Source organism: Paraburkholderia sp. FW306-2-2C-D06C (genome assembly GCF_058781505.1).
Genome location: NZ_JBYSWU010000089.1, coordinates 1 through 14586 on the forward strand (window position 1 = coordinate 1; position 14586 = coordinate 14586).

General features: G+C 62.4%; 14 protein-coding genes. 3 read left to right on the forward strand and 11 right to left on the reverse strand.

Annotated elements, in window-relative coordinates; genetic code table 11:
- Positions 1 to 525: 525 nt before the first annotated feature.
- Positions 526 to 2046, reverse strand: coding sequence for an aldehyde dehydrogenase (gene adh, locus AC3WLT_RS35780; RefSeq protein ID WP_492596294.1), 1521 nt, complete (start codon positions 2044 to 2046; stop codon positions 526 to 528).
- Between the two features lie 593 nt (positions 2047 to 2639).
- On the opposite strand from adh, the gene AC3WLT_RS35785 reads away from it, so the two are divergent.
- Positions 2640 to 4367 carry a methanol/ethanol family PQQ-dependent dehydrogenase gene (locus AC3WLT_RS35785; RefSeq protein WP_492596295.1) on the forward strand — a complete coding sequence of 576 codons (1728 nt, stop codon included), beginning with the start codon at positions 2640 to 2642 and terminating at the stop codon, positions 4365 to 4367.
- A gap of 90 nt (positions 4368 to 4457) precedes the next feature.
- Positions 4458 to 5693, forward strand: coding sequence for a c-type cytochrome (locus AC3WLT_RS35790; protein ID WP_492596296.1), 1236 nt, complete (start codon positions 4458 to 4460; stop codon positions 5691 to 5693).
- 150 nt (positions 5694 to 5843) lie between these two features.
- Here AC3WLT_RS35790 and pqqE read toward each other — a convergent pair whose 3' ends face one another.
- From pqqE to AC3WLT_RS35820, 6 genes are all read right to left on the reverse strand, one after another.
- Positions 5844 to 7010 (reverse strand): pyrroloquinoline quinone biosynthesis protein PqqE, encoded by a 1167-nt coding sequence (gene pqqE, locus AC3WLT_RS35795; protein ID WP_492596306.1) that lies wholly within the window; start codon positions 7008 to 7010, stop codon positions 5844 to 5846.
- Positions 6982 to 7263, reverse strand: a complete 282-nt coding sequence (gene pqqD, locus AC3WLT_RS35800) for a pyrroloquinoline quinone biosynthesis peptide chaperone PqqD (protein WP_492596297.1) — start codon at positions 7261 to 7263, stop codon at positions 6982 to 6984. Before pqqD ends, pqqE begins: the two co-directional genes overlap by 29 nt.
- Positions 7260 to 7979: a pyrroloquinoline-quinone synthase PqqC gene (gene pqqC / locus AC3WLT_RS35805; protein ID WP_492596298.1), complete on the reverse strand. Its 720-nt coding sequence runs from the start codon at positions 7977 to 7979 to the stop codon at positions 7260 to 7262. The genes pqqD and pqqC overlap by 4 nt, the downstream gene beginning before the upstream one ends.
- A 2-nt stretch (positions 7980 to 7981) precedes the next feature.
- Positions 7982 to 8905, reverse strand: coding sequence for a pyrroloquinoline quinone biosynthesis protein PqqB (gene pqqB, locus AC3WLT_RS35810; protein ID WP_492596299.1), 924 nt, complete (start codon positions 8903 to 8905; stop codon positions 7982 to 7984).
- Between the two features lie 65 nt (positions 8906 to 8970).
- Complete coding sequence (gene pqqA, locus AC3WLT_RS35815; RefSeq protein ID WP_006410019.1) at positions 8971 to 9045, reverse strand: pyrroloquinoline quinone precursor peptide PqqA; 75 nt, start codon at positions 9043 to 9045, stop codon at positions 8971 to 8973.
- A gap of 335 nt (positions 9046 to 9380) precedes the next feature.
- Positions 9381 to 11378, reverse strand: coding sequence for a sigma-54-dependent Fis family transcriptional regulator (locus tag AC3WLT_RS35820; protein WP_492596300.1), 1998 nt, complete (start codon positions 11376 to 11378; stop codon positions 9381 to 9383).
- On the opposite strand from AC3WLT_RS35820, the gene AC3WLT_RS35825 reads away from it, so the two are divergent.
- Positions 11358 to 11714 carry a hypothetical protein gene (locus tag AC3WLT_RS35825; protein WP_492596301.1) on the forward strand — a complete coding sequence of 119 codons (357 nt, stop codon included), beginning with the start codon at positions 11358 to 11360 and terminating at the stop codon, positions 11712 to 11714. The genes AC3WLT_RS35820 and AC3WLT_RS35825 overlap by 21 nt on opposite strands.
- 59 nt (positions 11715 to 11773) lie before the next feature.
- Here AC3WLT_RS35825 and AC3WLT_RS35830 read toward each other — a convergent pair whose 3' ends face one another.
- Genes AC3WLT_RS35830 through AC3WLT_RS35845 form a run of 4 tightly spaced genes read right to left on the reverse strand, consistent with a single transcriptional unit; the run spans position 11774 to position 14400 of the window.
- Complete coding sequence (locus AC3WLT_RS35830; RefSeq protein WP_492596302.1) at positions 11774 to 12076, reverse strand: hypothetical protein; 303 nt, start codon at positions 12074 to 12076, stop codon at positions 11774 to 11776.
- Between the two features lie 20 nt (positions 12077 to 12096).
- Positions 12097 to 13128, reverse strand: a complete 1032-nt coding sequence (locus AC3WLT_RS35835) for an Acg family FMN-binding oxidoreductase (RefSeq protein ID WP_492596303.1) — start codon at positions 13126 to 13128, stop codon at positions 12097 to 12099.
- A 57-nt stretch (positions 13129 to 13185) separates the two neighbouring features.
- Positions 13186 to 13968 carry a helix-turn-helix domain-containing protein gene (locus AC3WLT_RS35840; RefSeq protein WP_492596304.1) on the reverse strand — a complete coding sequence of 261 codons (783 nt, stop codon included), beginning with the start codon at positions 13966 to 13968 and terminating at the stop codon, positions 13186 to 13188.
- A gap of 9 nt (positions 13969 to 13977) precedes the next feature.
- Positions 13978 to 14400: a response regulator gene (locus tag AC3WLT_RS35845; RefSeq protein ID WP_492596305.1), complete on the reverse strand. Its 423-nt coding sequence runs from the start codon at positions 14398 to 14400 to the stop codon at positions 13978 to 13980.
- Positions 14401 to 14586: the final 186 nt, after the last annotated feature.

Here is a 14586-nt window from a genome sequence, read left to right on the forward strand (position 1 = left end):
AAGGGCGATGCCGCTGGAAGGCCACACCAGAGACACTGCGCCGCCCACTATCGCATAAGCAAGTCCTACTTTTGCGCTTGCGTAGTACGCCAATGCCACAAACCCGGTGTGCAGGAGGAGCCTAAACCTGGAATTGTCCCGATTGATGCCCATTGTTCGCTCCAAACCCTCTACGCGAGCGATTTCCCATGCGTCCCGGCACAGCCCGCAAGCAGCAATCCTGATGAACCTGTCAATATGGCGAATTTGATGCCGGGATTACGCAGGTCACACTCCTCATATCAAGACGACCAAAACGACTATGAACCCACGTCAGAATTCTTCCGTGCGCTATCGCACATACGAAAGATCATCATGGCGGTACAACATAAGTTTGTTCAGGCGGGTGTCCGTCTGCCTTACCAAGGATCGGCGTGCGGTATGCGTGGAAGTGAAGCAGGGATGTTTCGTGGCTTGCGCGTGCGATAAACGAAACATCCGGAGCGGCCCTCATGCCGCTCCGGACGGCGACGCGTTAGAAGAGCGTTAGAAGAAGCCGAGCGGCTTCTCGCTATAGCTGACGAGCAGGTTCTTGGTCTGCTGATAGTGATCGAGCATCATCTTGTGAGTCTCGCGGCCGATACCCGATTGCTTGTAGCCGCCGAACGCCGCATGCGCCGGATACGCGTGATAGCAGTTGGTCCACACGCGGCCCGCCTGGATCTCCCGGCCGAAGCGATAGGCACGCGTGCCGTCGCGCGTCCACACGCCGGCGCCGAGACCGTAGAGCGTATCGTTGGCGATCTCCAGCGCTTCTTCTTCGGTTCTGAACGTCGTCACGGAAACGACCGGCCCGAAGATCTCTTCCTGGAAGATGCGCATCTTGTTATGGCCGCGGAACACGGTCGGCTTCACGTAGTAGCCCTTGCTCAGCTCGCCGCCCAGCGTGTTGCGTTCGCCGCCGATCAGGCATTCGGCGCCTTCCTGCTTGCCGAGATCGACATACGAGAGGATTTTTTCGAGCTGTTCCTGCGAGGCCTGCGCACCGATCATCGTTTTCGTATCGAGCGGGTGCCCTTGCGTGATCGCTTTGACGCGTTTCAATGCGCGCTCCATGAAGCGGTCGTAAATCTTTTCGTCGATCAGCACGCGCGACGGGCACGTACACACCTCGCCCTGATTCAGCGCGAACATCGCGAAGCCTTCGAGCGCCTTGTCGAAGTAACCATCGTCGTGGTCGATCACGTCGGCGAAGAAGATGTTCGGGCTCTTGCCGCCGAGTTCGAGCGTCACCGGAATGATGTTCTGGCTCGCGTACTGCATGATCAGGCGGCCCGTGGTGGTCTCGCCGGTGAAGGCGATCTTCGCGATGCGTTTGCTCGATGCGAGCGGCTTGCCGGCTTCGAGGCCGAAACCGTTGACCACATTCAGCACGCCCGGCGGCAGCAGGTCCTGGATCAGTTCGACCAGTACGAGAATCGACGCAGGCGTTTGCTCGGCCGGCTTGAGCACGATGCAGTTTCCCGCAGCCAGCGCCGGCGCTACCTTCCACACCGCCATCAGGATCGGGAAATTCCACGGAATGATCTGGCCGACCACACCGAGCGGCTCGTGGAAATGATAGGCCACGGTATCCGCATCGATCTCGGAGATCGAACCTTCCTGTGCGCGGATGCAACCGGCGAAATAGCGGAAGTGGTCGATCGCGAGCGGAATATCGGCGGCGAGCGTTTCGCGCAGCGGCTTGCCGTTGTCGATCGTTTCAGCGACCGCGATACGCGACAGGTTTTGCTCCATGCGGTCCGCAATGCGGTTCAGGATATTCGCGCGCACGCCCGGCGCGGTATCGGCCCACGCTTTGCGGGCGCGGTGGGCCGCGTCGAGGGCGAGCTCGATATCTTCTTCCGTCGAACGCGGAATCGACGTGAAGGGTTCGCCGGTGATGGGCGACACGTTGTCGAAGTATTCGCCGCGCACCGGAGGAACCCACTCGCCGCCGATGAAATTGGCGTACTGGCGCGCATACGGAAATTCGACATCGAGAAACTGCATATCTGCGTGATTCATGCTGGACTCCTCCAATGATTGTGTGGCTGGTCTCGATGGAGAAAGCATGCGTTGCCTCGACGCATCCGCACTGCTGACGCTCTTCATCGTGCGGAGCGTTCAGCGAGAAGCGTGCCATCAGGTATTGGCCGCGTCGCGACAGGCGTTAGTCGCATCGTTAGCCGCATCTGATGCCACGCACCGCGTGCGGCGCACACGTCGCGGCGAGTGGATCGAGCATATGTGCCGGTCGATCCACCTGCGTGGCAACTGTCATTTTTAGCAACACATCCTCGCTCGACTGCGCCAGCGTGCAACACCAGTTGTCACGCCGCGGCGGCCGTTTAACAGCACTCGCGCCCGTCCTTCATGAGCCGCTACGGCTTGCGGCCACACCACTGCCAATGGCACGCGACTTGCCTTGAATGGTCGGCAGCCAGTCTGCGCTCACTAGACGATGGCGCCGCCGCACGGCCTCGCGTCGACAACTCAACAGCAACCATGTTGCATGGGACCAGAGTAAGCCGCTAAAGCGGCAACTCAACAACAACCATGTCGCATGGGACCAGAGTAAGCCGCTAAAGCGGCAACTCTGGTCGACACAGGAGACAAGGATGAAAGCACGTTTAACTTCGGCGACGCGGCCCACGGCGCTAGCGCTGGGCGTGGCCGCCGCCGTCAGTCTGGTATTCGCGTCGGCGGCAGCAGCGGACGACTATCCGGCCGTCACCTATGAGCGGTTGACAGCGGCGCAGAGCGACCCCGGTTGGCTCACGTATTACCGCACCTATAACGGTCAGGCGCATTCGCCGCTCAAGCAGATCGACGCAGCCAACGTCAAGAACCTCAAACAGGTGTGGAGCTACAAGTTTCCGGCGGACTTGCAGCAGGGTTTCGAAGCCACTCCGATCGTCAATGGCCGCTATCTGTTCGTGACCACGCCGAAGGACAACGTGTACGCGTTCGATGCCGCAACCGGCAAGCAACTCTGGAAGTTCGAGCCGAAACTCGGGGCCGAATCGTTCAAGACAGCATGCTGCGATGTGATCAACCGCGGTGTGGCGTTATACGGCAAGAACGTCTACGTCGCCATGCTGAGCGGCGACGTCGCGGCGCTCGATGCGCAGACAGGCGCGCTCGTCTGGCGCAAGCAGATGTTCGAGCCGGGGCTGGGCTACGCGTTCTCCCTCGCGCCGCTCGCGCTCGACGGCGCGCTGGTAGTGGGCAGCGCAGGCGGGGAATACGGCGCGCGCGGTTTCATCGCGGCGTTGAATCCGGATAACGGCAACGTGCTGTGGAAACGCTTTACGGTGCCGGCAGCCGGGGAAAAGGGCGGTGACTCATGGCCGAACGGCATGCAGGAGCATGGCGGCGCACCGGCCTGGCTGACAGGCACCTATGACGCCGCCTCGAAAACGCTTTACTGGGGTGTCGGCAACCCCGGGCCGTGGCTCGCCGATCTGCGTCCGGGTGACAACCTCTACTCCGATTCACTGCTCGCGCTTGATCCGAAAACCGGCAACCTCAAATGGCATTACCAGTACACGAAACATGACACATGGGATTACGACGGCGTCAATACACCGGTGCTTGCGACGATCAAGTACCAGAACAAGGAATACGACGCCATCATCCATGCGGACCGCAACGGCTTTTTCCACGCAATCGATCGCGGCACCGGCAAGCTGATCTACGCGAAGCCCTTTGTCACGGCGACCTCGGTCACCGGCTATACGGCGGACGGCTCGCCGATCCAGGATTCGTCGAAATATCCGAAGGCCGGCACGACGATCGAAACCTGTCCGAGCTTCCTCGGCGGCAAGAACTGGTGGTCGGTTTCGTACGATCCGGACAAGCATCTCGCGATCGTTCCTGCGCTGCATGCGTGCATGTCGCTGTCGGGTAAGTCGGTGAACTACATGGAGGGGTTGCCGTACCTCGGCGAAGGGTTCGAGATCAAACCGGAGCCCGGCAGCAAGGGTTATGGCGAACTGCAGGCGATCGATGTCGACACCGGCAAGAAGGTCTGGAGTCACTGGAGCAAGCTGCCGTGGAATGGCGGCGTAGCGACCACGGCGGGTGGCCTCGCCTTTAGCGGCTCGCTCGACGGCCATCTGTATGCGTTCGACGAGGCGACCGGCAAGGTGCTGTGGCAAAGCCCGAAACTCGCTAGCGGGATCATTGCTCAACCGTCGGTGTTCGAGGTCGACGGCAAGGAGTATGTCGCCATTCTCGCCGGTTACGGCGGCGCTAACCCGATCTGGGGTGGTCCGATGGCGAAGTCGGCGGAGAAGGTCCCACGCGGCGGCACGCTGTACGTGTTTGCGCTCAACCATAGCTGATGTTCACGTGGCCGCCACGTCAGGTTGCTCAGCGCACATTTGCGCGGGCAATCCAGTCGCGGCGGCCCGGTCTTTCCCGGAAGCAGGATCATGAAAACTCGACTTAATTCGTTTGCTCTGGCCAGTGTGCTGCTAGGTAGCGCCGTGCTCGCGCCAGGAATCGCTACCGCCGGTGTGCGCGTCTGCACGTTTCCAGGCAGCCCGTCGACCGCGCTCGACGAGGCGGTGGCGCGCGAAGCGTTTCGTACGGCGGGTATCGCCATGTCGCTCGCACCCGGTGGATTCGACGGTAACGATGACGACGGCGTGTCGCTGAAGGAACTCAACAAGGCGCTTGCGCGCAAATGCGATGTCATCGCAGGCTTCCCGCGCTCGGCAGTCGCCGACGGCTCCGGCAGCAAGCTGACTTTCTCGCGTGGCTATCTGCAGTCCGGCTATGTGAGCGTCACTTCGCACGGGTCGTCAGCGCAGGCCAGCGGCGCAGAAGTCGTCGCGGCAACTTACGCGAGCCCCGCGCAGTTGATCGCCGTGCAGCAAGCCGGTGTCAAGCTCGACCTGGAGAACACGGCGCAACTCACAGTCGATGCCGTCGCAAGCGGACGTGCCCAACGCGCGATCGTCTGGTATCCGGCCGTTGTGGCTTATACGATTGAGCATCCGCAGCGGCACTTCAAGATTGCGGGCGCCGCCTCGCCGTATGCCGACTGGAATCTGGTGTTTGCATTTGGCAAGAACGGGGCCGCGTTACAGCCGCGCATCGACGCCGCGCTGGAGAAGATGGCGTCCGATGGCAGGTTGGGGGCGTTGACCCGCGCCTGGCGGCTGCCGGAATCGGTTCAGGCTGCAGGGTCTCCTGCGGGCGCATTTGCCTACCGCGACGGCCCTGGCCGTAGCGATTCGGCAGTGTGGCGAATGACACTGGCCGGCAATCGTCAGGCGCCGCAAGGTCGCTTCATCAAGGTCGATGCAAGCGCGCCAGCCGACGCTCCCGGCTTTGACCGCGCGCAGGTCGCGCACGGCAAGACGCTGTACTCGAGTGCGTGCGCGAAGTGCCACGGTCCCGAGCTGCAAGGTTTGAATGCGCCCGCGTTGCGTGGTCCGTCCTTCGCGCCGGCCGCCAACGCGAAGCTCACCATCGGCGGCGTGTATGGATACATGGCGAACAATATGCCGGCAGACCGTCCCGGCAAGATGAAACCGCAGGACTATGCGGACATCATGGCGTTCCTGTTGTATTCGAACGGCTACAGCGCCGGCAAGACCAGGCTGACGGACGACAACGCCAAAGCGTCGTCGACTCCGCTCAACGCGCGGACCTCGCAATAGCGAATGCCCCCGGCGATCTCCGGGTACTTCACGGAGATCGCCGGCTGTCAAAGGGGGAATGGGTGTTCAGGAAGGGGCGCGACGTACGAGCGATAAATGATGGATGCGGCGACATCTCCAGTCACCTCCCATCTAAACCAAACCGCCGTACTACCCCAGAAGCAACGAGTTATCCCTGCTGCGGAAAATCAACGGCTGCGCCTCGCTGTCACGTGCCGGCCGCCGCGCGAGTGTCACTACCTGCTCGATTTGCCCATGATGCTCGGACTTTGCGCACACCGGGTCAGCGGCCGCGGCATCTCCAGTCAGCAGATACGCCTGACAGCGGCAGCCTCCGTGATCGGTCTCCCGCTCGTCGCAACTCCGGCAAGGCTCGCGCATCCAGCCGTCGCCGCGAAAAGCATTGAACGCGTGACTGTCGTACCAGATGTCCACGAGTGAAGCGTCGCGCACGTTGGGCAGATCGAGACCCGGCAGTGAGCGCGCCGCATGGCACGGTAAAGCGGTGCCGTCGGGCGCGATGCCGAGAAACACCGAGCCCCAGCCGTTCATGCAGGCCTTCGGGCGTGCTTCGAAATAGTCGGGGACGACAAACAGGATGCGGCAGCGATCGCCGAACCGTTCGCGGTACCGATTGACGGTCGCTTCGGCTTCGTGCAGCTGTTCGCTGGTTGGCATCAACTGCTCGCGATTGAGCATGGCCCACCCGTAGTACTGCGTGTTCGCCAGTTCGAGGTAGTCGGCGCCCATCTCGAGCGCCATCTCGATGATCTGCCCGACGTGCGGCAGGTTATAGCGATGCAGTACGCAATTGAGCACCATCGGGTAGCCGTGCGCCTTGATCAGGCGCGCTACCCGTTGTTTCAGCTCGAAGGTCTTCGTGCTGGACACGAAATCGTTGACTTCGCGCGTCGAGTCCTGAAACGAGAGCTGGATGTGATCGAGACCGGCGTCTTTCAGACGCGCGATGCGCGTCTCGTTGAGCCCGACGCCCGACGTGATCAGATTCGTATAGAAGCCCAGTCCTCGGGCGTGCGCGACCAGCGTTTCGAGGTCGTCGCGCACCAGCGGTTCACCGCCGGAGAAACCAATTTGCGCGGCGCCCATGCTTCGGGCTTGCGTGATCACGTCGCGCCAGGTCCCGGTGTCGAGTTCCGCGCCATGACTGGCGAAGTCGACAGGGTTGTAGCAGAACGCGCAGTGGAGCGGGCAGCGATACGTGAGTTCCGCCAGCAGCCACAACGGCGGGGAAGGGCGAGCGCCAGGGGTGCCGGTCGCGGTGTTCATGTCAGTCCAGCCAGCCGCGTTGCCGCGCATGGTCGATGAAGCGATACACGTCGGCGGCAAGGTTCGATGCACTGAACAGATCTTCCAGTTCGCCGATGATGTCGTCCAGTTCGCGGGTTCCGTCGCAGCGCGTGAGAATTTCGCCCGCGCTCGGATTGAGCTTGACCATGCCTTCGGGATACAGCAACACGTAGGCATCCTGCGCGTCTTCCCATTGCAGACGGAACATCGTGCGCAGACGTGGCCGCAGGCTGGCGTAGTGATCGGGGTGTGGGGCGTTCATACGGGGTACGCCTTTTCGATGGCGTCGAGCATCGACCACAGAATGTCGAGCTTGAAGCGCAGGATGTCGAGGGCACGCTGTTGCGCGTCGGGTGTCTTGAAGTGCTTGAGCGTGATGTCGAGCCCGTGCTCGACATCGCGCTGGGCGAGCGGAATGCGGCTGCGAAAGTACTGCAGCCCCTGCGAGTCGATCCACGGATAGAGGTCCGGCCAGCCGGCCAGCCGGTCGCGATGGATCTGCGGCGCAAACATTTCCGTGAGCGAAGAGCAGACTGCCTCCTGCCACGGCGCCCGCCGCGCGAAATTGACATAGGCGTCGACCGCGAAGCGCACGCCGGGCAGCACGTGCTCGAGCGACCACAATGCCGTGCGGTCGATGCCAACCGCGTCGGCGAGGTGCGCCCACGCTTCGATGCCGCCGGGGTTGTCGCCGTAGCCGTCGTGATCGTGCAGCCGCTCGATCCACAGGCGGCGCGTCTGCCGGTCGTCGCAGTTGGACAGGATCGCGGCGTCCTTGAGCGGGATGTTGATCTGATAATAAAAGCGGTTTGCAACCCAGCCGCGAATCTGCTTCGGCGAACACTGGCCACTGTTCATCCGCTGATTGAACGGATGATGAATGTGATAGTGCGCGCCGAGCGCGCGCAGGCGCACTTCGAATTCGCCCGGCGGCCAGGGGGCGGTATGGGCAACATCGGTGGGCAGCGGGGCGTTCATGGCTATACCTGAAATTGCATTCCGTCGCGCGCCACTTCAATACCGCGGGCGCGTATCACGGCATGTTCGGCGGAATGCGGATCGAGAATCGGATTGGTGTTGTTGATGTGAATCAGCACCTTGCGCGTCGTGCTGGGCAGTGCGTCGAGAAGTTGAACCATGCCGGGCAGACCCTGATAGCCGCACTGTGCGAGATGGCCCATGTCGGCGGCGTGATGCGTGGACAGACCGAGGTCGATCATCTCTGTAGCGGACCAGAAGGTGCCATCGACCAGCACGAGTTGCGCAGAGCGCATCGCTTCGAGCACGGGTTCTGGAGCAGCCGCGAGACCCGGCGCATAGAAAACGCGCGCACCTGTGGCGACGTTCTCGATCAGCAGCGCGATGTTATCGCCAGGCGCGGCTTCGGCGCGGCGCGGCGAATAAGGCGGCGCCTTGCTCTCGATCGGCAACGCGGTGAAGCGGATGCCCTCCGCCGGCGCGACCGTGAAGGGTTGGTCGAGCGCGATCTCGTGACGCTCGACGCCGCAGTAATGGCCGAGCAGCGGAACGAGCGGCAAGCCGCTAGAGAGATCGTCGAACACGGGTGCGCAGGCATACAGCGGCAGCGGTGTCGTGCGTTCGCGCAACATCAGCAAACCGGTGACGTGATCGATTTGCGCGTCGATCAGGATGACGGCGGCGATGCCGCTGTCGCGGATCGATCGGGCGGGTTGCAGTTCCGGATTCGCACGCAATTGGGCGAGCAGGTCCGGCGATGCGTTGATCAGAATCCAGTCGACGCCGTTCCCGCTCACTGCAATCGACGATTGGGTGCGCGGTAACACATCGCCGGCGCGGTTACGGGCCTGGGTGCAGTTCGCACAGTTGCAGTTCCATTGCGGTAGTCCGCCGCCTGCACCCGAACCAAGAATCTTGATCTTCATGAGTGATGCTCCGGGCGCCGCCGCGCACACTTATTGTGAGAGGCGGGCGGCGCTTCATCGTTGCTTCAGCGATTGGCGATGTACATCGTGATTTCAAAACCGAAGCGCAGATCGGTATAGGCGGGGGTAGTCCACTGCATGGCTGTCTCCTTGAATGCGGCATGTGATTGGAAAAACCGCATGTGTAAAGCGGTCATCGCATTCAACGCAAGCTCCGTGCCGGGCAGGTCGAGCGGAGCGATCGGAGCAAATCGACACAAAGCGGTCGCATCGCGTTCCGAACGAACGCACCGTCATCCGTGAGTACGCGTTTCGCTGCGCAGACTTTGACCGGCAGATAGCACAATGGCGACAGCGTGCTGTTCAATTGGAGGACACCGCTGTTGCAATATGGAACACCCGTGAAACACACGCGGTTTAACGCGGTTCGCAGCGTGATGCGAGACGCTGCGCTTCCAGATCGCACACGATGATGTCAGTCAGACTGCTGTCCGAACTCGTCCGTTCCGCCGTCCGTGCCGGCCAACGCTGGCAATTTCCGGTAGATGGTGTTGCGCGAGACACCCAGCGCACGGGCCGCCGCCGACACGTTGCCGCGATGCTGGGCAACCGCCGCCGCTATCGCACAGGCGGTGACGTCCTGCAAGCGCCCGCCCTGCAATGGGCCTGTTTCGAGCGTGCCCGCAGCAGGCCCGGCGGCGCTGCGCAAATCGTCGAAAAAATCGTCGGGCAGGTGTTCCCGCCTGATCTCTCCGTCCTCATCCACCATGGCGGCCGCCGTGCGCAGAAGATTGCCGAGCTGGCGGAAGTTGCCCGGCCACATGCATTGTTCGAACAGCGTCATCACGTCGCTTGCGACGCTCAGGCGCCGGCCGTCGGCCTCATCCAGCGACGCGCTTTGCAGCATTTTCCGGATCACGGCGGCTAGATCCGTGCGCTCGCGCAGCGGCGGCAACTTCACGACCAGACCGTTCAGGCGGTAATACAGGTCCTCGCGGAAACAGCTCTGCGCAATCATTTCACGCAGATCGCGGTGAGTCGCGCAGATGATCGCGATATCGACGGGAATCGACTTCGTGGAGCCGAGCGGATTGACGAGACGCTCCTGCAGCACGCGCAGCAACCGCACCTGGAGCGGGTAGGGCATGTCGCCGATCTCGTCGAGAAAGAGCGTGCCGCCGTTCGCTTGCAGCAGTTTTCCGGTTGCGCCTTTGCGGCGCGCGCCGGTGAACGCGCCTTCCTCGTAGCCGAACAACTCGGATTCGATCAGGCTCTCCGGGATCGACGCGCAGTTGACCGCGACGAACGCCCCAGACCTGCGTGGCGAATCGTTGTGGATGGCCTGGGCGAGCAGTTCTTTGCCCGTACCCGTCTCACCGGTGATCAGGATGGGGATGTCCTTGCCGAGCACCTTGCGGACCTTTGCGATGACCGCCGCGATCTGCGGATCGCCCGTGTCCAGATAGCTGAGCTTCGACAGCGTGCCTGCGGCGACAGCCGCAGGCGGCGGGTCGGAACGCAGCACTGGCTTTGCCGCGCCGTACGCCTGCGGCACCAGGCCGTCGTCGGCGAGTGTGACGCGCCGGAACTCGACGTGCGCACAAATGACCGCGCCGCTATTGAGGTTCAGCGACAGATGGCGATCGCGGCTTGTGCGCAGACGGTCGATCAGTTGCGCGCTCGTCAGGCCGAACAGCGACGACAGCGTATGCGCGCGCAATGCCGCGAGCGGCATGCCCAGCTGGAACTGCGCACTGCGGTTGGCCGACAGGAAGCGGCCATCGCAGGTGAACGCGACGATGCCTTCCATCAACGTGCCGAGAAATTCGGGCCGGCCATGAAAGGCGATTTGCAATGTCTCGCGAAAGGTATTGGTAAACAGATGATTTTCGATCATCTGCACGGACATCTTGGCCAGCGCCATCGTGTGCTGGTGGTAGCTGTGGTGATCGCCCGTGACGTCGAGCACGCCGATCAGATCGCCATACGGATCGAGGATCGGCACGCTGGAGCAGGTGAGAAAGCGGTTGGCGGCCAGGTAGTGCTGCTCGCCATGAACGACCGTGGGAGAGCATTCGGCGATGGCCGTACCGATAGCGTTCGTTCCTTGCCGCTCCTCGGCCCAATTCGCGCCCGGACGCAGCGCAACCTTTTCCGCCCGCCTCAGAAAATCGTCGTCGCCGATGGAATGCAGGATGAGCCCTTCGGCGTCGGTCAGCACAATCATGCTTTGCGTGTTGACGATCTGTTCGTGCAGCGTTTCCATCACCGGGGTGGCATGCGCGCACAGGATCCGGCTTTGCTCCAGCTTCAACGTCAGTTCCGCAGCCGGCAGGACGTCATAGTCCGGCCGCATCGAGGCACTCAAGCCGAATGTTTGCGAACGCTCGTGAGATTTCTGAATGGATGGCGTGAGCCAGGCAGCTTCACGCGGTGCGATTGGCGTCGTGGCGTGATGGACATCATCGCGCATGGTCTCCTCCTGCGAGTCAGGTCTGGTCGTTTGCCAGAACCGTGTGGGCACAACCTGAAGCAATTCGCGCGCCAGATTCGGCATCCCATTCAGGAGAACAGGGGGCTATTGGTGGCCTGGAGCGGCTTCGTGACTCCGATGCGCCTGGCGGCGAAGCGAAGCATTCGATCGGCGGGGCGAGCAGACGCGCTTCTGGACGCCAGGCATGCATTGCATGTTCGCCCCGAACGGGGCACCGGGGTTGATCTGAATCAATGGATTCTCGACAGTCTACGCGTCCGGCGAAATCGCATGGCCTTTTTCGACGATCGCCGCTGGTCGGCTTTCTCCTGTTGAATGACTTGTCGATTTTGCGGGACCCGCTTGCATGTGAAGCGAAGCATCCAGACCTTGATTCAAATCAATAGCAATACCTTGGCTGGGTCGATGATCAATTCGTCATCGACGGCTCGCGAACTGCCGCGTCGATGCGAAATCACGCGCCTTGAGCCAAGGGAGAAATCATGGTCCGGGCAGAATCCAGGATCGCCGTTGCGGCGATTGCCGTCTTTGTCGCGTTGGCAGGTTTGGCGGCATTGATCCGCGGCTTGCTGTTCGATAGTACGGACTTCATTCGCTACGGCGCGGCGGCGCTCGTTGCCGGTGTTGCCTGCTTCGTCCTGCTGCTGAACCCTACAGCAGGAGACGATTCCTGACACGGGCATGGGCCGCGTCGGCTCTACGACACGACGTCGGCCAGCGGACGCCGCGGCGAGTGTGGAGCCTGCCGGCCGCGGCCGATGCGCAGCAGCAATTGCGGCATGCCATCCAGATTCAGCGCGGCGCGTAGCTGCTCGCGCAGTGAAGCCACTTCGATCGGCTGATTCAGATAGGAAGCTGTGATGCCCGCGTCCGCCGCGGTAAGCAGCACCCGTTCAAGCGCTTGACCTGCCGCTAGCCATGCGGCCGCATCGTCCGCTCCGGTGGCGATGCACAGCAGTAACGGCGACCCGGCGACCAGCGTGTGATGAGCAGCCGCCAAGCCGCCGCCCAGGTCGAACGTGCGAATCACCGAGCCGACCAGGGGCACCGCGAGATCGAGCAGGGCAAGCATACTCGGCGACAACGCAGGCATGCCATCCTGACTGCGTCTCGGATGGATCCAGCTCGCAAGTTCGCGCCGGAAGCGGGGATCCTTGAATTGCGCGTGATCGGCTTCAGCGATCAGCGCCGCGAGATGCTCGCGCATGGCCGCGTTCTCGGCACAGACGATATCCGCGCCCTCGGCGGCGCCGGCTTCCTCGAGCCGCAGCCGGAGTTCGGCCGGAATGGCCTCGTCGGCGAAGGTTTCGCGGGTCGTGACGCGCCGCGGTATCGCGTCGAACAGCGGTGCAAGGCGGGTATCGCAAAGGCCGTCGTGCAGGACCCGCAGATGTGCCAATACGTCCACGTCGGCCGGCGACGGAAACAGTGTGATCGCGTAGGCAAGACCGAAGCGGCTCAGCGCAACGCGGAGGTTGAGCAGCGCAGCACCACAGCTGATGATCAGCTCGCGATCAAAGGGGTCGACCACCGGGAGCGCCCGCAGACGGTCTGCGCACAGCGTGACGCAGTCGCCGTCGACGATGAAATGCCAAGGCTGCGTGTTATGGCTGGATGGCGCCAGCACCGCGTATCGCAGTGCGAACCGCAGTTTGTCCTGGATGCTGGCGTTTGGGTCGAGTTGATGCTCGTCGACGGACCAGGCCGTGTTCCGGGAAAGTGCGTTCATTCAGGGCCTCCTGCGTGTTTTCCGGATCGGTGCCGGGCTGTGCGTGCGCTGCCCGGACTACACGCGCGCGAGGCCGTCGAGGTCGAGAATCCTGATCTGCTTGCCATGTGTATCGACAAGGCCGTCTTTCTGAAATTTCGAAAACATGCGGCTGACGGTCTCGAGTTTCATCCCGAGGTAGCTGCCGATCTCCTCGCGCGTCATGCGCAAATTGAATTCCGCCGGCGAATAGCCACGTTTCTTGAGCCTTCCCGACAGGTTCAGCAGGAATGCCGCGACCCGCTGATCGGCGGACATCGTGCCGAGCAGCATCATGAGGGTGGCCTCGCGAACGATCTCACTCCCCATCAGACGATGGACGTGCTGCTGCACCACCAGCACCTCGCGGCACATGGCTTCGAGCAGATGAAACGGAATGATGCAGACGCTGCTGTCCTCGAGGGCTATTGCGTCGCAGCTGTGCCGGCCCGAGCAGACGCCGTCGAGACCCAGCGAATCGCCGGCCAGATGAAAGCCGGTGACCTGTTCGCGGCCGTCGCGATGCATGACGACGGTCTTGAACGAACCGGCGCGGACCGCATAGATGCTCTGGAACGAATCGTTGGCGCGATATAGCGATTCACCATGTTTGATCGTGCGGGAAACGCAGATCAGCGACTCCAGCCGCCCCTGTTCGGCCGGCGTCAGGCCTTGTGGCATGCAGATCGAGCGCATCGTGCAGCTTGAACAGTGCGCGGCGCGGCGAGTGGGGACTGACGTGGCGAGCGCGGAATGGCCTGAAGCCGGCTGCGAGACACGCTGGCGCGGCATGATTTCGGAATATTCAGCGACGTCAGACATGGTGTGCTCCTAGGTAATCGAGTAATTGAGGCCACGCGCGCGACGCTCGTGGGCAATCCGCGTGATCGTGCTGCATGCAAGATCGAACTCGCTCGTCTTGTCGAAGAAGTACTGCGCGCCGGCCGCAAGGCACGCCTGCCTGAACCAGGCACTCGAGTGATTCGTCAGCACGATCGCGATCGCCGGCAACATGCTCCGCGCGAGGCTCTGCAGCAGTTCGATACCGGTGCCGCCGGTCAGGCGCAAATCCACGACCACGACATCGGCTCCCGTGGCTTCGATACCGGCGAGCGCGGCGCCGGGTTCCTCGGCTTCGCCGACAATCTCGACACCGTTGATTGCGCCGAAGCGCGCCGCCATCCGTTGACGGATCGGGATCGCGTCTTCGACGAGAAAGATACGCAGTGCGTGCTGGGCCGGGCTTGAGTTCATGACTCGAAGTATCGGCGGCGCTGTCTCAAATTGAAATCGGCGGCGAGCGAACTTCGGGTAGGCGAGCGCGAAGGCGTGTAGGGGATTTCCTACACGCCGAGAATGCGGCGGTGGAGGCGGAGGAAGCGGTGGAGGCGGAGGAAGCGGTGGAGGCGGAGGAAGCGGAGGAAGCGGAGGAAGCGGAGG